We start from the raw sequence: 19,921 nt of genomic DNA on the forward strand, positions 1-19,921 counted from the left end.
GCGCATCCGCCTTGACACCCCCCGGCCACCATGAAACGATGTTCTTAAAAAGAACGAAAGTTCTAATAAAGAACAAATTATGACACGCCCTTTTTATCGTAGACACCCATGATCTCCAAGCTCGTTGCAAATGCGGCGGCCGCCCTGGCGGACGTACCCGACGGCGCGACCGTCATGATCGGCGGCTTCGGCACCGCCGGCCAGCCGATGGAACTGATCGACGCCCTGCTCGAACAGGGCGCCAAGGACCTCACCATCATCAACAACAATGCCGGCAACGGCACGACCGGGCTGGCCGCCCTGCTGGGCGCGGGCCGCGTGCGCAAGATCATCTGCTCGTTCCCGCGCCAAGTGGACTCGCAGATCTTCGACGGCCTGTACCGCAGCGGCAAGATCGAACTCGAACTGGTGCCGCAGGGCAACCTGGCCGAGCGCATCCGCGCCGCCGGGGCCGGCATCGGCGCCTTCTTCACGCCCACCGGCTACGGCACGCCGCTGGCCGAAGGCAAGGAAGTGCGCGAAATCAACGGCCGCCACTACGTGCTGGAATACCCGCTGCACGCCGACTACGCGCTGATCAAGGCGGAACGCGGCGACCGCTGGGGCAACCTGGTGTACCGCAAGACGGCGCGCAACTTCGGGCCCATCATGGCCAGCGCCGCGCGCGTCGCGGTGGCGCAGGTGCGCGAGGTCGTCGAACTGGGCCAACTGGACCCCGAGACCGTCGTCACCCCCGGCATCTTCGTCAAGCGCGTCGTGCAGATCGACGCCGCCCCGGCCGCCAAGGAGCAGCAATGAGCAGCAAATTGAACCGCGACCAGATCGCCGCCCGCGTCGCGCAAGACATCCCCGAGGGCGCCTACGTCAACCTGGGCATCGGCCTGCCCACGCTGGTGGCCAACCACCTGCCGGCCGGCCGCGAAGTCATCCTGCACACCGAGAACGGCATGCTGGGCATGGGCCCGGCGCCCGCCAAGGGCCAGGAAGACTATGACCTGATCAACGCCGGCAAGCAGCCGGTCACCGAGCTGCCCGGCTGCTCGTTCTTCCACCACGCCGATTCCTTCGCCATGATGCGCGGCGGCCACCTGGACATCTGCGTGCTGGGCGCCTTCCAGGTCTCGCAGAAGGGCGACCTGGCCAACTGGCACACCGGCGCGCCCGACGCCATTCCCGCCGTGGGCGGCGCCATGGACCTGGCCATCGGCGCCAAGGACGTCTTCGTGATGATGGAGCTGCTGACCCGCGACGGCCAGAGCAAGCTGGTGGCCGAATGCAGCTACCCGCTCACCGGGGTGCAGTGTGTATCGCGCGTGTACACCGACGTGGCCGTGTTCGACATCCGTCCCGACGGCGTGACCGTCACCGACGTGTTCGGCGACACCACCGCCGACGACCTGCTGCGCCTGACCGGCCTGCCGCTGAAGTTTTCCCGCTGAATACCGAATCAAGAACGGAGATCCCCATGCTTTTCATGGTCCAGATGCAAGTGAACCTGCCGCCCGACATGCCGGCCGAGCGCGCCGACAAGCTCAAGGCCGACGAGAAGGCCCTGGCGCAGCAGTTGCAGCGCGACGGCAAGTGGCCGCACCTGTGGCGCGTGGCCGGCCGCTACGCCAACGTCAGCATCTTCGACGTGGAGAACAACGACGAACTGCACCAGCTGCTGTCGTCGCTGCCGCTGTTCCCGTACATGGACATCCAGGTCACGGCGCTGGCGCGCCACCCGTCCGCCATCTGATCCCGCCCCCCGCCCGGAGCCCGCCATGCCCTACATCATCGAGACCTTCGACAAGCCCGGCCACCAGGCCGTGCGCCAGCAGCATCGCGCCACGCACCTGGAGTACCTGGACGCCAACAAGCACCTGCTGCTGGCGTGCGGCGCCAAACTGCAGGACGACGGCACGGATGCCGGCGGCGGGCTCTATGTGGTCGACCTCGACACCCGCGAGGCGGCCGAGGCCTTCATCGCCGCTGACCCGTTCCACCAGGCCGGCCTGTTCGAGCGCGTGACGATCACCCGCTGGCGCAAGGCCTACGTGGGCGGGCAGTGCCTGCTCTAGGAATTCATCCATGCCTTACGCTGATCTCGACCAGGTACGCCTTTACTACGTCATCGACGGCCCGGCCGACGCGCCGGTGCTGGTGCTGTCCAATTCGCTCGGCACCAGCGCCGACATGTGGGCGCGCCAGGTGCCGGAACTGTCGCGGCGCTTCCGCGTGCTGCGCTACGACACGCGCGGCCACGGCAAGTCGTCGGTGCCGGCGGGCGAATACAGCTTCGCCCAGCTGGCCGGCGACGTCGCCGGGCTGCTCGACCACCTGGATATCGCCGACGCGTATTTCTGCGGCCTGTCGATGGGCGGCCCCACCGGCCTGCAACTGGCCCTGGACCACCCGCAGCGGGTGCGCAAGCTGGTGCTGTGCAATACCGCGGCGCGCATCGGCAGCGTCGAAAGCTGGTCGGCCCGCATCGCCGCGGTGGCGCAGGACGGCCTGGCGAACATGGCCCCGGCCCTGGTCGAGCGCTGGCTGTCGCCGGCCTACCGCGCCGCCGAGCCGGGCCTGACCCAGGTGCTGGTGGACATGCTGCGCCGCACCTCCGATGCCGGCTACAGCAGCAATTGCGCGGCCCTGCGCGACGCCGACCTGCGCGGCCGGCTGGCCGAGATCAAAGTGCCCACCCTGGTCATCGCCGGCACGCAGGACCCGGCCGCCACGCCGCGGGACGGCCGCGAGCTGGCGGCCGGCATCGCCGGCGCGCGCTACCTGGAGCTGGACACCTCGCATATTTCCAACTGGGAACAACCGGAAGCCTACACCCGCGCGGTGGCCGACTTCCTTTCGGAGTAAGCCTATGCAACGCTGGAAGCAACGCCCGGAAGGGTCCAACTGGGGGGATTTCGGCCCCGACGACCAGCTCGGCCGGCTCAACCTGCTGACCGAGCAGCAAGTGCTCAAGGGCGCGCGCGAGATCCGCGCCGGCAAGAGTTTCTGCCTGTCGCTGCCGCTGGACCTGCCCGGCGGCAACGTGCTGAACCCGCGCCGCCACCCGCCCCAGCTCAGCCCGACCCGGCTGCAGGACACGCCCTACCTGAACTTCCCGCTGCGCAACCTCAACCCCGATGCCGTCGACGTGCTCAGCGACGACCAGGTGCTGCTGTCCATGCAGTACTCCACCCAGTGGGACTCGCTGGCGCATGTGGGCGCATTGTTCGACGCCGACGGCGACGGCCGCGCCGAGCTTTGCTACTACAACGGCTACCGGGCCGGCGTGGACGTGGTCGGGCCGGCCGACGGCGATCATGTCGGCTGCGGCTGCAACAGCGGCGGCCCGTCCGCCGCGCTGCGGCTGGGCGTGGAAAACCTGGCGCAGCATGGCATGCAGGGCCGCGGCGTGCTGGTCGACCTGGCGCGCCACTTCGGCACCGGCCGCACCCTGGTCGGCCACGCCGAGCTGATGCAGGCGCTGCAGGCGGCCGGCATCGCCATCGAGCCGGGCGACATGCTGGTGCTGCGCACCGGCTTCGCCGAGAAAATCGTCGAGATGGCGGGCCAGCCCGATCCGGAAGTCCTGCACGCCTACGGCGCGGCGCTGGACGGCACCGACGCGGCCCTGCTGCAGTGGATCACCGACAGCGGCATCGTGGCGATCTGCGCCGACAACTACGCCGTCGAGCACTACCCGGCGCGCGAACGCCAGGGCCCGCGCGCCATGCTGCCGCTGCACCACCACTGCCTGTTCAAGCTTGGGCTGCCGCTGGCCGAACTGTGGTACCTGAAGGACCTGGCCGACTGGCTGCACGCCAACGGCCGGCACCACTTCATGCTGACCGCCCCGCCCCTGCGCATGCCGCACGCCATCGGCTCGCCGGTCACCCCCATCGCGACGGTCTAGCTGTGAAGATTCAATAGGTTGTATGCATGGTTCATCCGAACCGGATCTGAGAAACTGGAAATCGCCAAACCCCCAGTTCACTCAAGGAGTCCGGCCGGATGAACACCCATAAGCATGCCCGACTGACGTTCATACGTCGACTTGAAATGGTCCAACAACTGACCGCCAAGCAATTAAGCGCTCCCGAGGCAGCCGTGGTCTATGGGGTGACTGCGCCCACGGTACGCAAGTGGCTGGGGCGGTTCCTGGCCCAAGGCCAGGCGGGCCTGGCCGACGCGTCCTCGCGCCCGGCGGTCTCGCCCCGAGCGATTGCCCCGGCCAAGGCGCTGGCCATCGTGGAGCTGCGCCGCAAGCGGCTGACCCAGGCGCGCATCGCACAGGCCCTGGGCGTGTCCGCCAGCACCGTCAGCCGGGTCCTGGCTCGGGCCGGGCTGTCGCGCCTGGCCGATCTGGAGCCTGCCGAGCCGGTGGTGCGCTACGAACACTCGGCCCCAGGCGAGTTGTTGCATATCGACATCAAGAAGCTGGGCCGCATCCAGCGCCCCGGCCATCGCGTCACGGGCGATCGGCGCGATACCGTCGAGGGAGCTGGCTGGGACTACGTCTTCGTGGCCATCGACGACCACGCTCGCGTGGCTTTTACCGATATCCATCCCGATGAACGTAGCCCCAGCGCATGCCAGTTCCTACGGGATGCCGCGTCTTATTACGCCGCCCTGGGCGTGACCATCAAGCGGCTGCTGACCGACAACGGCTCGGCCTTCCGTAGCCATGCCTTCGCCGCCTTGTGCCGCCAATTGGGCATCAAACACCGCTTCACGCGCCCTTATCGGCCCCAGACCAATGGCAAGGCCGAGCGGTTCATCCAGTCGGCATTGCGAGAGTGGGCCTATGCCTACACCTATCAAAACTCACAGCACCGAGCCCTGGCCATGAATTCCTGGTTACACCACTACAACTGGCATCGACCTCACCAGGGCATCGGACGCGCCACACCCATCTCCAGACTCAACCTGGTTGGATACAACGTCTTGACACTTCACACCTAGCCCTCGCGGGGCCAGGTGTCTGGCACCTCCAAAACACCACGGCCCGCTCAAGCACCCAGGTGTCTGACACCCCTGGCGATGCCCCCCCTGCCAGCAAGCACCGTCCCAGGGGGGTGTCAGACACCTCGCCAAAACACCACCTCGCCCACCCAAGCACCCAGGTGTCTGACACCCCCTGGCGATGCCCCCCCCTGCCAGCAAGCACCGTCCCAGGGGGGTGTCAGACACCTCGCCAAAACACCACCTCGCCCTCGCCCCTGCCGGCCCCCGCCTGCATCCAATTTCTGTTACCAACGGTGGTTGCGCGGCGCCCGGGCCGGCTTTATGTTGAACGCTCAGCCGCGCAACGCAGGAGCCGCCATGAAAACTCGTCTCGCCGGCCTGTTGCTGGCCCTCGGCTGCGCCGTGGCGGGGGCCCAGAGCCTGCCTTACGGCGTGTCGATCAACGACCTGGCCGCGTTCCGCCAGGCCGACGGCCTGTCGGTCATCACGGGCACGGTGCGCAACTATGGCAAGCGGCCCGTGCACGGGCTGTCGGTCACCTTCGTGCTGTACGACGCCGCCGGCCGCGAAGTGGGCCGCACCTCCGACCAGCGCGAGGCCCCGCTGGCGCCGGGCGAGACCTGGCTGGTGCGCGCCACCACCCCGCATGCGTTCACCCGCTTCACCGCCCTGGACATCAAGTCGCGGTAGCGCCCGCGCCCCGGCAGCAGGCCCCCAGCGGGCTGTCAGCACAGTGTGGGAAAATAGAGACCGTTGTGAACCATAACAACAAAAGGATATCCCCCATGTTCCCAAAACGACTTTCCGACGGCTACCAGGCATTCCTGGAGGGCCGCTTCCACAACGAACGCGCCCGCTACGAGCAACTGGGCGAAACCGGGCAAAGCCCGGAGATCCTGCTCATCGGCTGTTGCGATTCGCGCGTCTCGCCAGAGGTCATCTTCGACGCCGGCCCGGGCGAAATGTTCGTGATCCGCAACGTCGCCAACCTGGTGCCCCCCTATGAAGGCGAGGCCGAAGCCTCCTCGTACCACGGCACCAGCGCGGCCATCGAATTCGCCGTCAACGCGCTCGAGGTCAAGCACATCGTGGTGCTCGGCCACGCTTCGTGCGGCGGCGTGCGCGCGGTGTTCGACGACGCCGAGCCGCTGACCAAGATCGACTTCGTCGGCAAGTGGATGTCGCAGATCACCCCGGTATCCGAGAACCTGCCGCGCACCGGCGACCGCGCCACCGACATCCAGCGCCTGGAATGGGCGGTGGTGGGGCACAGCCTGGCCAACCTGATGACCTTCCCGTCGATCCGCGCCCGGGTCCAGCAGGGCAAGCTGGAACTGCACGGCGCCTACTTCGGCGTGGCCACGGGGTTGCTGTTCCTGCGCGACCCCGCCAGCGGCGAATTCTCGCCCTGCCAGGCGCAGCCGGCGGCCTGACGCCCCGGGGCAGGCCTCGTTCGGTCTGCCCGGCGGGCCTTACAACCCGGCAGCCGCCAGGTCCGGCGTGCGCCGGTGCCAATCGGTGGCGCGCTGGAACGCCGTGCCGATGCGGCCGAGGGTCGCCTCGTCGAACGGCTTGCCCAGCAGCTGGATGCCCAGCGGCAGCCCTTGCGCGGAAAACCCGGCCGGCAGCGCCAGCCCCGCCGCGCCCAGGAAATTGCCCGGCCGGCTGAACGCGGCCAGGGGCGTCTGCGCTTCGTCGACCTCGGCCAGCGGGCAGGCGGCGAACGGCTGCGCGGGGGTCAGCAGCGCGTCGATGCCGCGCATCCAGTCGCGCCATTGCCGGCATGCCTGGGCATGCCACTGCATGGCCTCGATGTAGTCGGCCGCCGACAGCGCCTTGCCACCCAGCACCCGCGCGCGCACGAATTCGCCCAGCGGCAGGCCGGCATCCTCGATGTAGCCGCGATGCCGGGCGTAGGCCTCGGCGGCAATGATGCGGCCATTGGCCAGCATCATGGCATGGAAATCGAACGGCAGCTCGCGCTCCTGCACGTGCGCGCCCAGCGCCTGCAGGACTGCGCGCGCCTGCTGCAGGGACCGCTCCATGTCCGCGTCCACTGCCACCGGATACTGCCGCGGCGCCATCACGGCGATGTGCACGCCGGCCAGCGGCGCATCATCCTCGTCCGGCGCGGCGTAGTCCAGGCGCGGCGCCGCCAGCGTGGCCGCGTCGTGGGGGTCTGGGCCGGCCAGCGCCTGGGCCAGCAGCATGGCGTCGTGCGCATCGCGCGTCATGGGCCCGATCGAATCCAGGGTATGCGACAGCGGCACCGCGCCGTGCAGGCTGATCAGCCCGCGGGTGGTCTTCAGGCCGGTGATGCCGTTCAGCGCCGCCGGAATGCGCACCGACCCGCCCGTGTCCGACCCCAGCGCCGCCGGCGCCAGGCCGGCGGCCACCGCCACGCCCGAGCCGCTCGACGAACCGCCGGGAATGCGGTGGCAGGCCAGGTCCCACGGGTTGCGGGGCGTGCCCATGACCGGGTTGGTGCCCCAGCCGCCGAAGGCGAACTCGACCATGTGCGTCTTGCCCAGGATCACCATGCCGGCATCCAGCAGCCGCCGCACCGCCGTGGCGGTGAAGCTGCTGCGGCGCTGCCGCCAGGCCTGTGAGCCGGCCGTGGTGACCTGGCCCCGCACCTCGCACAAATCCTTGACGGCGATCGGCAGGCCGTCGAGCGGCCCCAGCACATAGCCCGCCGCGCGCCGCGCGTCGGCGGCGGCCGCCAGTTGCAGCGCGCCTTCGGCGTCCACCTGCACATAGGCGTGCAGGGCCGGGTTGGCGCGCTCGATGCGGGCCAGGTAGTGGCGCGCCAGCTCGACCGCGCTGTAGCGCCCGGCGGCCAGGCCGGCCGCCAGTTCGGACAATGTCGAAAAAGCCAGGTCAGCCATGCCGATGCGTCTCCAGGATCAGCGCTTGTCCCACGCGGGGATGGGATACACGGGTTTCTGTACGGCCACGTCCTGCGGCCAGACCGGCGCCATGCCCTTGCCCGGCAGCACCTGCACCACCGGGAACGGCATCTTGAGCTGGCGCCCGGTATCGTCGATGGCGTACGGCCCGGCCATCACGGTGACCTTGTCCGACAGGTCGAGCGAGGCCTGCTTCAGCGCGGCCGCGTCGGTGCCGCCGGCCTTCTCGATGATCTCCTCGGTCAGCGCCGCCGCGCCATAGGCCAGCGCGGTCTGGAAGTCGGGCGGGAACTCGGCCTTGGGATACAGGCGGTCGTAAGCCTTGGCGAATTCCTCGCGCGACAGGCCGGCCGTGACCTTCCAGTTGATCGCCGGATGGTAGTTGGTATGGCTGAAGATATAGTGCGCGTCGGCGCCGATGGCCTGGAACTGCGGCGTGGACGCGTACACCATGAAGATGAACGGGAAGTTGATGTCCAACTGCTTGAGCTGGCGCGTCATGCTGATCAGGTCGCCTTCATACGGCGTGGGGAACAGCGCCTCCGCGCCCGAGGCCTTGGCTTTCTGCAGCAACGTGCTGAAGTCCTTCTGCCCCTTCGGGTACTTCTCGTACATCACCACTTCGATGCCGTTCTTGGCGGCCTGGTCCTTGCCGCTCTGCGCCAGCCCGGCCGGGTACGGCTCGTCCGAATACAGGATGGCGGCCTTCTTCACGCCCAGGTTGCCGGCCAGCGCCATCGAGGCGCTGAGCATGGCCGACACCGGCATCTGGGTGCCGGACACCATGTACTTGAAGCCCTGCTTGTACAGGTCGTCGCTGGCCGCCGACCACACCATCATGTACTTGCCCAGGCGCTCGGTCACGGTGGCGGCCGCGGCCGTCAGGGTCGAGCCGAAGGGAGCGAAGACCAGATCGACTTTTTCGTCCACAATCAGGCGCTCGTAGACCCGCGTGACCATCTGCTTGTCGCTGCGGTCGTCCAGCTTGACCAGTTCCACCGGATACTTCTTGCCCTTGATCTCTATGCCGCCGCGCCGGTTGACGTCGTCGACCCACACTTCCACGCCGCGCACGCCCGACTGCGAGGCCAGCGCGAAGCTGCCGGTGGACGACACGGTCATGCCGATGCGTATTTTGTCCGACGTCTGCGCCAACCCGGCCGCCGGCACCAGGGCGGCGGCCAGCGCAAGCGCCGGCAGCCGCGACCACCACGATTTTCCGCACATGAGACTTCTCCTGTCATGGGTATGAGAGAGACAACATGGAAGCCGACCCGGCATGGCAAGCGCGCAGAAACTGAGCAATACTTGCGCAACGGGCAAGATAGCGTATAACAAATAGGCATGGAGCGCACGCCTTGAACAACAAACTGAGTTACCGGCAAACCGAAATGCTCTGGGCCATCGTCATGGCCGGCTCCATCAGCGGCGCCGCCCGGCTGCTGGCGATCAGCCAGCCGGCCGTCAGCCGCATGCTGGCCCAGACCGAAAAGCAGCTGGGCCTGACCCTGTTCGAGCGGGCGCGCGGGCGCCTGCAGCCCACCACCCAGGTGCACAGCCTGTTCGAGGAAATCGAGAAGACCCAGCGCATGATGCAGCGCGTCAACGACCTGGCCGACGCCCTGGCCGGCCACGGCGCCGGCGTGCTGCGGCTGGCGTCCATTCCCAGCCTGGCGCAGTACCTGGTGCCGCGCGCGGTGGCGCGCTTCCAGCGCCGCCACCCCGACATCCTGCTGCGCATGAACGCCGCCGCGCTGCCGCCGCTGATCGCCGACGTCCTGCAGGGCGAGGCCGAGCTCGGCCTGGTGGTGATGCAGACCGATCACCCGTTCCTGAAGGCCCACCCCCTGCACACCGGCCGCATGGTGGCCGCCATCCCGCGCGACCACCCGCTGGCGCAGCGCCCGCGGGTCGCGCTGGCCGACCTGTCGCCGCACCCCCACATCGTGGTCGGCACGCGCATGCCGTACGGCATGCTGGTGCAATCCGCCTTCGAGCAGGCCGGCCTGCCGTGCCGGATGTGCGCCGACGTGCCCTGGAGCAACCTGGCCTGCGCGCTGGTCAACGCCGGCGTGGGCATCGCCATCGTCGACGAGTTCACCGTCATGAGCAACCAGTGGCCGGGGCTGGTCATCGTGCCGCTGGCCGAGGAGATCCCCCTGCACATCAGCGCCGTCCACGCCACCAACCGGCCGCTGTCGAAACTGGGCGCGCAGTTCCTGGACGACCTGCGCACGGTGCTGCAAGAGGCCTTTTCCGACCAAAACCAGGGTTAACACTTAACCTGTAGTTATGGTTTTGTGGGCGCAAACTGTTCATAATTTCCGGCAAGCCCCCAACCGCAGCCCGGCCCGGAGGATCTCCCATGAACAGCCCCGCCGCCCCCACGGCGCAAACGGCCTCGCATCGCGCCCAGGACCGGCGCGCCGAACGCCTGCGCACCCGCATCGCGGCCGGCGTCTTCATCGCGCTGGGCGCGGCGCTGGCGGCCGTGCCGCTGGCCACCGGCAACCTGTCGCTGGCGTTCTACCTGATGCTGTGGGTGACGCTGGCCAGCGCCATGAATATCTGCGTGGGCTTCACCGGCTACCTGCCGTTCGGCTACGTGGTGTTCTACGGGGTCGGCGCCTATGCCACCGGCATCTGCTACAAGGTGCTGGGCTGGCCCATCGTGCCGGCGCTGGCGGCCGCCGGCGCCGCCGGCCTGGCGGTATCCCTGCTGTTCGCCCCCACGCTGCGGCTGCGCGGCGTGTACTTCGGCATCGTCAGCCTGGCGCTGGCCACCATCATGCGGCTCTTGATCGCCAACCTGCCCGACGACCTCACCGGCGGCAGCATGGGGCTGATCCTGTCCAGCGCCAACAGCCCTGTGCACAGCTACTACGCCATGCTGGCGGTCATGGCCGCGACCCTGGCGACGGTGACCTGGCTGTCGGCCTCGTCGCTGGGCAAGGCGCTCAAGGCCATCCGCGACGATGACGCGGCGGCGGCCTGCGTCGGCATCCACGTGCCCAACACCCGCCTGAAAGCGTGGATGCTGGCCGCGCTGTTCCCGGCGCTGGCCGGCGGCATCGAGGCCTGGTACACCAACGTGGTGGACCCCGAATACGCCTTCCACGTGCTGGTCACGGCCAAGAGCATCATCTATGCCATGGCGGGCGGTTTCGGCACCATCCTCGGGCCGGTGGTGGGCACCCTGGCCCTGGTCGGCGTCGACCACCTGATCTGGCAGCGCTTCCCGCTCCTGAACCTGCTGTTGCTGGGGCTGGTCATCGTGCTGCTGATGCTGTTCCTGCCGCGCGGCATCGTCGGCGGCCTGCTGAAACGCAAGCCGCAATGGCGCCGCTACATCGCCTGAACCACCGCCCCGACCAGGAAGCCAACGCATGACCGCACTCGTCATCCAAGGCCTCGTCAACGGCCTCATCCTTGGCACCCTCTACGGCCTGATCGGCGTGGGCCTGAACGTCATCTTCGGCGTGCTGCGCGTGGTCAATTTCGCGCACGGCGAGTTCCTGGTGCTGGGCGCGTATTTCGCCTATTACCTGCTCGAAAACGCCGGGGTCAATCCGCTCCTGGCGCTGCCGCTGGGCTTCGCCGTCTTTTTCGCGGCCGGCTACCTGCTGTACTTCGTGCTGATCCCGCGCCTGCGCGGCGCCGACGACCCGGAGATCAGCTCGCTGCTGCTGATGTTCGGCGTGTCCATCATGCTCAGCGCCCTGATGCTGCTGGCGTTCGACGCCGACGCGCGCTCGCTGCCCTACCAGATCGAGCCGGTGTTCCTGAAATTCGGCCCGGTGCTCGTCCCCACGGCGCGCCTGGTGGCCCTGGCCGTCGCGCTGGCCGTCATCGGCGCGCTGGCGTGGTTCCTGTACCGCACCACGCCGGGCAAGGCGCTGCGCGCCATCATCATGAACCGCGACGCGGTGCGCATCGTCGGCATCGACGCCGAGCGGCTGTCGGCGGTGGCCTTCGCGCTGGGCATCGGCCTAGCCGCAGTCAGCGGCGTGCTGATCGCCATGGTGTTCCCGGCCTTCTCGCCCTTCATGGGCAACGACTACACCCTGATCGGCTTCATCGTGATCGTGCTGGGCGGCCTGGGCCATCCGGTGGGCGCGCTGGTGGGCGCCCTGCTGTACGGCGTCACCGAGCAGGTCTCGGTGGTGTTCTTCAACCCGTCCATCGCCACCATCTGCGGCTTCGCGCTGATGGTCGGCATGATCTTCGCCCGCCCCACCGGCCTGTTCGGCCATCGCATGCTGCGCTGAAGCGAGGAACCCGCCGTGCTCACCGTCACCCAACTCAAGAAGCGCTTCGGCGGCCTGGTCGCGCTGCAGGGCGTGGACCTGCACGTGCCGCCGCGCTCGATCCTGGGCATCATCGGCATGAACGGCTCGGGCAAGACCACGCTGCTGAACTGCATCAACGGCATTTACCGCCCGGACGCCGGCAGCATCGCGCTGGGCGGCCAGGACATCACCGGCAAGCCCACGCACGAGGTCGCCCGCCTGGGCATCGGCCGCACCTTCCAGGTGCCGCGCGTGTTCGCCCACCTGAGCCTGCTCGACAACCTCGACGTGGCGCAGCAGCAGACCGGCCGCGGCGCCGACGAGCGCTATGCGCAGTCGGAGTACTGGCTGCGCAAGGTCGAGTTGCACCGCCTGCGCCACAACCACGCCGAGGAACTGTCGGGCGGCCAGCAGAAGCTGCTGGAGCTGGCCCGCATCATGGCGGCGCGGCCGCGCCTGGTGCTGCTGGACGAGCCGTTCGCCGGCGTCAACCCGTCGCTGGCGCAGCTGCTGATCGGCGTGATCCGCGAACTGCCTGCCGAGCACGATTGCGCGGTGGTGCTGGTGTCGCACGACCTGACCTCCATCTACCAGCTCTCGCACCACATCATCGTCATGAACGAAGGCGCCATCCTCAGCGAGGGCAATGCCGAGCACGTGCGCGCCGACCCGCGCGTGATCGAGGCCTACCTGGGAGCCTGACCATGGCCGACGCGCCCGCCCTGTCGCTGGAACACGCCACGGTCGCCTATCACGGCGACATCACCATCCTGAACGACGTCAGCGTGCAGGCGCGCGCCGGCCAGGTCACCGGCATCATCGGCCCGAACGGCGCCGGCAAATCCACGGTGCTCAAGACCCTGTTCGGCTTCCTGCCGCTGCGCGCCGGCCGCATCACGCTGCACGGCCAGGACATCAGCCGCCAGCCCTCGCACCAGCGCGCCGCCAGCGGCGTGGCCTTCGTGCCGCAGCACCGCAGCCTGTTCGGCGAATTGTCGGTCGAGGACAATCTGCTGCTGGGCTGCTGGCCGTTCCGCGGCGACAAGGCGCGCGTGCGGCGCCGCATCGACGCCGTCTACCAGCGTTTCCCGGTGCTGGCCGCCAAGCGCCGCGACCCCGCCGCCAGCATGAGCGGCGGCCAGCAACGCTTCGTGGAGTTCGGCCGCGCCCTGCTCATCGAGCCCTCGGTGATTCTGCTCGACGAGCCCACCGCCATGCTGGCGCCCAAGATATCCAAGGAAATCTACGCGCTGATCCGCGGCTTCGCCGACGAAGGCATGACGGTGGTGCTGGTGGACCAGAACGTGCGGCGCTGCGCCGAAATCGCCGACCGCATGGTCATCCTGGAACTGGGCCGCAACAAGGCCGAGGGCACGCGCGAACAGTTCGGCCACGACGGCGGGCTGCGCGACATGGTGGCGTCCTGGATGGACTACCAGATCGACTAGGGCCCGCGCGGCCCGGGCGCCGCCCTAGACCCGCTCGCCCTGCGCGCCGTAGCCGCGCGCCAGGCGTTCATAGTTGTTCTTCAGGATGATGCCGGCGTAGTAGACATGCTCGCGCATCAGGGCTTCGGCGCGCGCGCCGTCGCGCGCGATGATGGCGGTGACGATGCGGTGGTGATCATCGTGCGAGCGCAGGATGATGCCGTGGTCTTCCCACAGGATGATGCGGTCCGAGGCATACGGGATGGCCTGGGCCTGCGCCGCGAAACGCCGCAGCCACGGGTTGCCCGCCGCTTCCAGGATGGTGTTGTGCAGCGTGATGTTCACCTGCTGGTAGGGCAGGTGGTCCTCCGGCAGCAGCACGCCTTTGCCCAGGATGCGGTCGCCCTCGTCCAGGCAGTTCTTCAGCACCGCCACCGCGTCGTTGCTCAGGCCGGCATGGGCGGCGCGCCGGCACGCCAGGCCTTCCAGCGTGGCGCGCACTTCGTAGGCGGCCACGATCTCGTCCAGGTCGTAGGCGCGCACGGTATAGCCGCGCTTGGGCATGTGCTCCAGCAGGCCTTCGCTGCCCAGGGTGGCCAGCGCCGCCCGCACCGGCGTGCGCGACACGCCCAGCATCTCGGCCAGGGGGATTTCCTCCAGCCGCGCGCCGGGGCTGAACTTGCCGTGCAGGACCCAGTCGCGCAGGGTTTCGGTGACGTGTTGGGAAAGGGTATCCATGCCGTTATTGTATACACGAAGAATACATGCTCCGTCGGCTTGCCGCCGATCCGGCCAGAATCCTGGGTAAACCGCGTAGAACCAGGGTTAGTCCCTATACTCGGCAAATAGTCATGTATACATAATCGTCCAAACTTTAGCTTTCTCCATGCTGCAAAAGATGGCCTGACGGCCACTATCCGGGGGAATTCGATGGCCAATGTATCCACGTCCGCCAGCGGCGCCAGCGCGCCCCTGGCATTGGTAACGGGAGCCGGCGGGGGCATCGGGGCAGCGGTCTGCCGCGCGCTCGCCGCGGCCGGCCAGCGCGTGGTGGCGGCCGACCTGGACGCCGGGCGCGCCCGGCGCGTGGCCGACGAACTGGGCCGGCCGCACCTGGCCCACGCCTTCGATGTCAGCGACGAACAGGCGGTGGAGAGCGCCTTCGAGGACATCGAACAACAGCACGGCCCGATCGGCACCCTGGTGTGCGCCGCCGGGCTGCTGCTGTTCCAGCCCGACGGCGAACGGCCGCTGATCAAGAACACCTCGCTGGAGCTGTGGGAACGCAGCTTCGCCGTCAACGCGCGCGGCGTGTTCCTGTGCGGGCGCGCCTACCTGCGCCGGCGCGAGCAGCAGCCGGTGCGGCACGGCCGCGTCATTACCTTCAGTTCGGTGGCCGCGCAACTGGGCGGCTACCGTTCCAGCGCCTCGTACATCGCCGCCAAATCGGCGGTGCTCGGCCTGACCAAGGCCATGGCGCGCGAAGCCGCGCCGCTGGGCATTACCGTCAACGGCGTCGCACCCGGCCTGATCGACACCGACATGCTGCGCGCCACGGTCACCAGCAGCGGCGCGCTGGCGGCCGCGGCGCAGGCCATCCCGCTGGGGCGCATCGGCACGGCGGAGGAAGTGGCCGACGCCGTGCGCTACCTGGCCTCGGAAGCCGCGGGCTACATCACCGGCAGCATCATCGACGTCAACGGCGGCTATCGCATGCAGTAGGCGGGCTCGCCGCGCCGTCGCGCACCCACAAGAGCAACAGGAGACAAGCATGAAATCGCACAGTCGTCTTGCGACGGCGGCCGCCCTGGCGGCGCTGGCCGTCGCCTCATCGGCCTGGGCCCAGGCCGAGCCCGGCATCACCGACAAGAGCATCAGGATCGGGCTGTTCTCGCCGCTGTCGGGCAGTGGCATGGCCTACGGCTTCGACGTGGTCAACGCGGCGCGCATGTGGTACGACAAGGTCAACCAGGAAGGCGGCGTGCACGGCCGCAAGATCGAGCTGGTGATCGAGGACGACCGCTGCAACGCCAACGACCTGGTCGCCGCCGTGAAGAAGCTGACCGAGCAGGACCGCGTATTCATGCTCAACGGCGGTTCGTGCTCGGCGGCGGTGGTGGCCGCGCGCGAGTATGTCGAGCGCAGCAAGATCCCGCTGGTCATGCTCAACGCCTCCGGCGACGGCGCGCTATACCCGCCCTCGCCTTACATCTACGGCGCGTTCTCCATCTCGCAGCACGCGGTGGGCGGCTCCATGGTGCAGTTCGCGGCGGAACATCTCAAGGCGGCCAAGATCGGCTACATCAACCACGACGACGCCTACGGCGGCTGGAACCTGGAAGCGGCGCAGGCCCAGGCCAGGCACCTGGGCAACGTGGCGCTGCAAGTCCAGTCGGTCAACCCGTCCATCACCGACGTCACCGCGCCGATGCTGAAGATCCGCGCCGCCAATCCGGACGTGCTGCTGCTGACCACCTATGCACGGCCGGCCGCGCTCATCATCAAGAAGGCGCACCAGCTGGGCTGGACCAAGCCCATCGTGCTGGCGGTCAACGGCACGGCGGACCTGAAGCAGCTGGTCGAGAACGTCGGCGACCCGGCCGCCTTCAAGAACGTGTACATCCAGGACGTGCTGGCCGACCTGCCGGGCGGCCCCAAGGTGGCATGGGTGTACGAACTGTACAAGAAGGCCTACCCCGACCTGGCGGCCAAGCCGGGCCATCCGCAGAGCTACATGCCCTACGGCATCCCGTCGGCCATGGCGGTGGTGAATGCGCTCGAGGCGGCCGGCCCGCAGCCCACCCGCGAGAAGGTCCTGAAAGCGCTCGAAACCATGAAGTTCGATTCCGGCGTGATGGCCGGCCCCATCGCCTTCGGCCCCAATGACCGCGCCGCGCAGGAATCGGCCATCTACATCAAGTTCGACGGCAAGGCCATGACCCTGGTGCCCGGCGCCTACGCCAGCGTGTGGCAGTACCAGCCCTAGGACCCGCGCACCCATGAGCTACGGCGACATCTGGCTGTTCCTGCAACAGGGCGTGCTGTCGGGCCTGGTCACCGGCAGCGTGTACGCGCTGCTGGCGATCGCGGTGGTGATCATCTTCAAGACCACCGACGTGCCCAACTTCGCGCAGGGCGAGATCTTCATGCTGGGCGGCTACATCGCCCTGTTCCTGATGCTGGTGGCCGGCTGGCGCTACGCGGCCGCCATCGTCGTGACGCTGGCGGCGGTGGCCGCGCTGTCCGGCCTGTTCCAGCGCGTGGTGATGGAGCGCGTCATCGCCTCGAAGGGCGTCGGCGTACAGCTGGTGATCGCCACGCTGGGCCTGGCCTATGCGCTCAAGGGGCTGGTGCGGCAAAGCGGGCTGGGCGACACGCCGCGCTCGCTGCCGTCGCTGCTGCCCGGCGACCCGGTCATCATCGGCGACGCCGTGCTCACCACGCTGGACCTGGCCATCTTCGCCACGGCGGTGCTGGTCATGCTGCTGCTGTTCGCCATGTTCGCCTACACGCGCGCCGGCAAGGCCATGCGCGCGGTCGGCATGAACCCCAAGGCGGCGCGGCTGGTCGGCGTCAACCTGCCGCGCATCCGCATGATGGTGTGGGCCCTGTCCGGCCTGATCTCGGCGGTCGCGGCCCTGCTCATCACGCGCAAGATCCTCATCACGCCGGACATCGGCCACATCGCCATCCTGGCCTACGCGGCCGCCATCGTCGGCGGCATCAACAGCGTGCCGGGCGCGGTGCTGGGCGGCTTCGTGATCGGCATCGCCGAGAACCTGGTCGGCCTGTTCGTCTCCACCAACGCCATCGTGGTCGCGCCCTTCGTCGCCATCATGGTGGTGCTGCTGCTGCGCCCGCAGGGCCTGCTGGGCGGCAAACTGCAGGTGAAGAAAGTATGAGCGCCCATTTCGACCGCATCCTGCTGGCGCTGGCCGCCCTGCTGCTGGCCGCCCTGCCGTTCGTGGCGAGCGGCTACGTGCTGTACCTGGTGAACCTGCTGATGGTGTTCATGGTGCTGGCGCTGGGCCTGCACCTGGTGATCGGCGAAACCGGCCAGTTCGCCCTGTCGCACGCCGCCTTCTACGGCGTCGGCATCTACACGGCCGGGCTCATCAACAACCTGTGGCATCCGCCCTTCCCGATCTCGATCGCCGCCGGCGGCCTGCTGGCCGCCGCGCTCGGCTTCGTGATCGGCGCGCTGGCGCTGCGCATGCGCGACATCTACCTGGCGCTGTCGACCTTCGCCTTCGGCGAGGCGATGCAATGGGTGTTCCTGAACTGGCAGGCCGTGACCAATGGCTCGAACGGCCTGCGCCTGGCGCCGGCCAGCCTGTTCGGCTACGAGCTGGTGTCCGATACGCATGCCTACCCGTTCGTCGTGATCCTGGCGGCGCTGCTGTTGTGGGTCACGGTGGCGCTGTGCCGCTCGCAGCTGGGCTCGGCCTTCCGCGCCGTGCGCGAAAGCGAAGTGGCGGCGCAGGCCATGGGCGTGAACGTCAACGCCGTCAAGCGCACCGCCTTCACCCTGTCGGCCGCGTATGCCGGCGTCGCCGGCGGCATGTACACCCTGTTCGCCTCGTATATCCACCCCGAAAGCCTGGGCTTCCAGACCACCATCCTGGTGCTGACCATGGTGGTGGTCGGCGGCATCGGCTCGGTGCGCGGCGCCATCGCCGGGGCCATCGGCTTCGGGCTGATCTCGGAGCTGCTGCGGCAGGCGCTGTCGTTCCAGGAGATCTTCTACGGCCTGATCCTGATGGGCTTCATGATGTTCGCGCCGCGCGGCCTGTTCGCCGGCCGCGCCAGGAGGCCCGCATGAACGCCGCCCCCGCCTGCCTGAGCGTGGAAGGCCTGACCGTCAAGTTCGGCGGCCTGACCGCCATCAACGCCTTGTCGATGGAAGTCGAGCGCGGCCGCATCCACGCGCTGATCGGCCCGAACGGCGCCGGCAAGTCCACCACCTTCAATTGCATTTCGCGCTACTACCGCCCGTCCGCCGGCCGCATCGTCTACGAGGGCCAGGACATCACCCGCCAGCCGCCCCACCGGATGGCGGCGCTGGGCATCGCCCGCACCTTCCAGAACCTGGAGCTGTTCGGCGCCCTGAGCGCGCGCGAGAACGTGCTGCTGGGCACCTACACCCATGCCGCGGCCCACCGCGCCGCGCGGCTCTGCCCGGCCCCGGCGGCGGCGCGCGAGTTCGCCGACCACCTGCTCGAACGGGTCGGCCTGGCCGCCTATCGGGACACGCCGGCCGCCGGCCTGGATTTCGGACGGCAGAAGATGCTGGAGCTGGCCCGCGCGCTGGCCATCTGGCCGCGCCTGCTGCTGCTGGACGAACCCGCCGCCGGGCTGCGCAACCGCGAGATCGAGACGCTCGACCGCCTGCTCACCGAGCTGTGCGAACGCGACGGCATCACCGTGCTGCTGGTCGAGCACGTGATGCAGCTGGTCATGTCCATCTCGGACCGCATCACCGTCATGTCGTTCGGCCAGAAGATCGCCGAAGGCAGCCCGGCGCAAGTGCGCGACGATCCGCGCGTCATCGAGGCCTACCTGGGCAAGGGAGCGGCCCATGGCTGAAGCCTTGCTGGAACTGAGCGGCGTGTCGGCCGCCTACGGCAACATCCAGGCGCTGCACGAGGTATCGCTGCGCGTCCCGCAGGGCGCCATCGTCGCGCTGCTGGGCGCCAACGGCGCCGGCAAATCGACCACCCTCAATGTCGTCTCGCGGCTGGTCAATGCCAGCACCGGCACGGTGCGCTTCGACGGCGAGCCGATCCAGCGGCTGCCGGCCGATGCCGTCGTGCGGCGCGGCATCGTGCAGGTGCCGGAAGGACGCGAGATCTTCCGCGAAATGAGCGTGCGCGAGAACCTGGAGATGGGCGCCTACCTGCGCGCCGACCGGGCCGCCGCGCGCGCCGACATGGAGCGGATCTTCGACACCTTCGCGCGCCTGCGCGAGCGGCGCGACCAGAAAGCCGCCACGCTGTCCGGCGGCGAGCAGCAGATGCTGGCCATCGGCCGCGCCATGATGGCGCGCCCGCGCATGATCCTGCTGGACGAACCGTCGATGGGCCTGGCCCCGCTGGTGATCGAGCAGATCTTCGAGATCGTGCGGCGCCTGAACCGCGAGCAGGGCATGACCATCCTGCTGGTGGAACAGAACGTCAAGCTGGCGCTGGCCGTCTCCAGCTATGCCTACATCCTCGAGAACGGCGAGATCGCGCTGCAGGGCGAATCCGCCGCGCTGGCGCGCGACGCCAGCGTGCAGCGCGCGTACCTGGGCGGCTAGGGCCATGTCCACGACGTTCACGCCCCTGCTCCGGCGCCCGGCCGCCCG

Annotated in this window: 23 protein-coding genes; 20 read left to right on the plus strand and 3 right to left on the minus strand. The window is 68.6% G+C overall.

Annotation, left to right across the window (positions count from 1 at the left end; translation table 11 throughout):
* Window positions 1-108 precede the first annotated feature (108 nt).
* The 9 genes from CAL24_RS21530 (at window position 109) to CAL24_RS21570 (ending at window position 6,383) form a co-directional block, all read left to right on the plus strand.
* Window positions 109-798 (plus strand): 3-oxoacid CoA-transferase subunit A, encoded by a 690-nt coding sequence (locus tag CAL24_RS21530; RefSeq protein WP_028355296.1) that lies wholly within the window; start codon window positions 109-111, stop codon window positions 796-798.
* Window positions 795-1,439, plus strand: coding sequence for a 3-oxoacid CoA-transferase subunit B (locus CAL24_RS21535; protein ID WP_028355295.1), 645 nt, complete (start codon window positions 795-797; stop codon window positions 1,437-1,439). The genes CAL24_RS21530 and CAL24_RS21535 overlap by 4 nt, the downstream gene beginning before the upstream one ends.
* A 26-nt stretch (window positions 1,440-1,465) precedes the next feature.
* The gene (gene catC / locus CAL24_RS21540) at window positions 1,466-1,741 is read left to right on the plus strand and encodes a muconolactone Delta-isomerase (protein ID WP_028355294.1); all 276 of its coding nucleotides are present in this window, start codon (window positions 1,466-1,468) and stop codon (window positions 1,739-1,741) included.
* A 25-nt stretch (window positions 1,742-1,766) separates the two neighbouring features.
* On the plus strand, window positions 1,767-2,063 hold the full coding sequence (locus tag CAL24_RS21545) for a YciI family protein (RefSeq protein ID WP_028355293.1): 297 nt from the start codon (window positions 1,767-1,769) through the stop codon (window positions 2,061-2,063).
* A gap of 10 nt (window positions 2,064-2,073) precedes the next feature.
* Window positions 2,074-2,853 (plus strand): 3-oxoadipate enol-lactonase, encoded by a 780-nt coding sequence (gene pcaD, locus CAL24_RS21550; RefSeq protein ID WP_028355292.1) that lies wholly within the window; start codon window positions 2,074-2,076, stop codon window positions 2,851-2,853.
* A 4-nt stretch (window positions 2,854-2,857) separates the two neighbouring features.
* On the plus strand, window positions 2,858-3,898 hold the full coding sequence (locus tag CAL24_RS21555; protein ID WP_028355291.1) for a cyclase family protein: 1,041 nt from the start codon (window positions 2,858-2,860) through the stop codon (window positions 3,896-3,898).
* A gap of 98 nt (window positions 3,899-3,996) precedes the next feature.
* Window positions 3,997-4,947: an IS481 family transposase gene (locus tag CAL24_RS21560; RefSeq protein ID WP_094805434.1), complete on the plus strand. Its 951-nt coding sequence runs from the start codon at window positions 3,997-3,999 to the stop codon at window positions 4,945-4,947.
* A gap of 360 nt (window positions 4,948-5,307) precedes the next feature.
* A complete protein-coding gene (locus CAL24_RS21565; protein ID WP_028355290.1) occupies window positions 5,308-5,640 on the plus strand; it encodes an FxLYD domain-containing protein in 333 nt (110 codons plus the stop codon).
* Window positions 5,641-5,735: 95 nt separating this feature from the next.
* Window positions 5,736-6,383: a carbonic anhydrase gene (locus CAL24_RS21570; protein ID WP_028355289.1), complete on the plus strand. Its 648-nt coding sequence runs from the start codon at window positions 5,736-5,738 to the stop codon at window positions 6,381-6,383.
* Window positions 6,384-6,422: 39 nt separating this feature from the next.
* On the opposite strand, the gene CAL24_RS21575 is transcribed toward CAL24_RS21570, so the two are convergent.
* Window positions 6,423-7,838 (minus strand): amidase, encoded by a 1,416-nt coding sequence (locus CAL24_RS21575; protein ID WP_028355288.1) that lies wholly within the window; start codon window positions 7,836-7,838, stop codon window positions 6,423-6,425.
* A gap of 18 nt (window positions 7,839-7,856) precedes the next feature.
* Window positions 7,857-9,086, minus strand: coding sequence for an amino acid ABC transporter substrate-binding protein (locus CAL24_RS21580; RefSeq protein ID WP_028355287.1), 1,230 nt, complete (start codon window positions 9,084-9,086; stop codon window positions 7,857-7,859).
* A 164-nt stretch (window positions 9,087-9,250) separates the two neighbouring features.
* Between CAL24_RS21580 and CAL24_RS21585 the strand changes: the two genes are divergently transcribed.
* From CAL24_RS21585 to CAL24_RS21605, 5 genes are all read left to right on the plus strand, one after another.
* The gene (locus CAL24_RS21585; RefSeq protein ID WP_094808107.1) at window positions 9,251-10,135 is read left to right on the plus strand and encodes a LysR family transcriptional regulator; all 885 of its coding nucleotides are present in this window, start codon (window positions 9,251-9,253) and stop codon (window positions 10,133-10,135) included.
* Between the two features lie 89 nt (window positions 10,136-10,224).
* The gene (locus CAL24_RS21590; RefSeq protein ID WP_028355285.1) at window positions 10,225-11,217 is read left to right on the plus strand and encodes a branched-chain amino acid ABC transporter permease; all 993 of its coding nucleotides are present in this window, start codon (window positions 10,225-10,227) and stop codon (window positions 11,215-11,217) included.
* Window positions 11,218-11,245: 28 nt separating this feature from the next.
* The gene (locus CAL24_RS21595; protein ID WP_028355284.1) at window positions 11,246-12,127 is read left to right on the plus strand and encodes a branched-chain amino acid ABC transporter permease; all 882 of its coding nucleotides are present in this window, start codon (window positions 11,246-11,248) and stop codon (window positions 12,125-12,127) included.
* Between the two features lie 15 nt (window positions 12,128-12,142).
* The gene (locus tag CAL24_RS21600; protein ID WP_028355283.1) at window positions 12,143-12,850 is read left to right on the plus strand and encodes an ABC transporter ATP-binding protein; all 708 of its coding nucleotides are present in this window, start codon (window positions 12,143-12,145) and stop codon (window positions 12,848-12,850) included.
* A 2-nt stretch (window positions 12,851-12,852) separates the two neighbouring features.
* Window positions 12,853-13,596 carry a branched-chain amino acid ABC transporter ATP-binding protein gene (locus CAL24_RS21605; RefSeq protein WP_028355282.1) on the plus strand — a complete coding sequence of 248 codons (744 nt, stop codon included), beginning with the start codon at window positions 12,853-12,855 and terminating at the stop codon, window positions 13,594-13,596.
* 24 nt (window positions 13,597-13,620) lie between these two features.
* Here the strand turns inward: CAL24_RS21605 and CAL24_RS21610 are convergent, their stop codons facing one another.
* Window positions 13,621-14,313 carry a GntR family transcriptional regulator gene (locus CAL24_RS21610; RefSeq protein ID WP_028355281.1) on the minus strand — a complete coding sequence of 231 codons (693 nt, stop codon included), beginning with the start codon at window positions 14,311-14,313 and terminating at the stop codon, window positions 13,621-13,623.
* 192 nt (window positions 14,314-14,505) lie between these two features.
* Here CAL24_RS21610 and CAL24_RS21615 point away from each other — a divergent pair, with 192 nt between their 5' ends.
* From CAL24_RS21615 to CAL24_RS21640, 6 genes are read left to right on the plus strand one after another with little or no spacing between them, the layout of a single operon-like run.
* Window positions 14,506-15,297 (plus strand): SDR family NAD(P)-dependent oxidoreductase, encoded by a 792-nt coding sequence (locus CAL24_RS21615; RefSeq protein WP_094807890.1) that lies wholly within the window; start codon window positions 14,506-14,508, stop codon window positions 15,295-15,297.
* Window positions 15,298-15,346: 49 nt separating this feature from the next.
* Window positions 15,347-16,561, plus strand: coding sequence for an ABC transporter substrate-binding protein (locus CAL24_RS21620; protein WP_028355279.1), 1,215 nt, complete (start codon window positions 15,347-15,349; stop codon window positions 16,559-16,561).
* A 13-nt stretch (window positions 16,562-16,574) separates the two neighbouring features.
* The gene (locus tag CAL24_RS21625; protein ID WP_094807891.1) at window positions 16,575-17,477 is read left to right on the plus strand and encodes a branched-chain amino acid ABC transporter permease; all 903 of its coding nucleotides are present in this window, start codon (window positions 16,575-16,577) and stop codon (window positions 17,475-17,477) included.
* Entirely contained in the window at window positions 17,474-18,397 is a 924-nt protein-coding gene (locus CAL24_RS21630) for a branched-chain amino acid ABC transporter permease (RefSeq protein WP_094807892.1), read from the plus strand. The genes CAL24_RS21625 and CAL24_RS21630 overlap by 4 nt, the downstream gene beginning before the upstream one ends.
* Window positions 18,394-19,161, plus strand: coding sequence for an ABC transporter ATP-binding protein (locus CAL24_RS21635; protein ID WP_094807893.1), 768 nt, complete (start codon window positions 18,394-18,396; stop codon window positions 19,159-19,161). Before CAL24_RS21630 ends, CAL24_RS21635 begins: the two co-directional genes overlap by 4 nt.
* Complete coding sequence (locus tag CAL24_RS21640; protein WP_094807894.1) at window positions 19,154-19,873, plus strand: ABC transporter ATP-binding protein; 720 nt, start codon at window positions 19,154-19,156, stop codon at window positions 19,871-19,873. The genes CAL24_RS21635 and CAL24_RS21640 overlap by 8 nt, the downstream gene beginning before the upstream one ends.
* Window positions 19,874-19,921: the final 48 nt, after the last annotated feature.

Source organism: Bordetella genomosp. 2 (genome assembly GCF_002261345.1).
In the GTDB taxonomy this organism is placed as follows: Bacteria; Pseudomonadota; Gammaproteobacteria; order Burkholderiales; family Burkholderiaceae_B; genus Bordetella_A.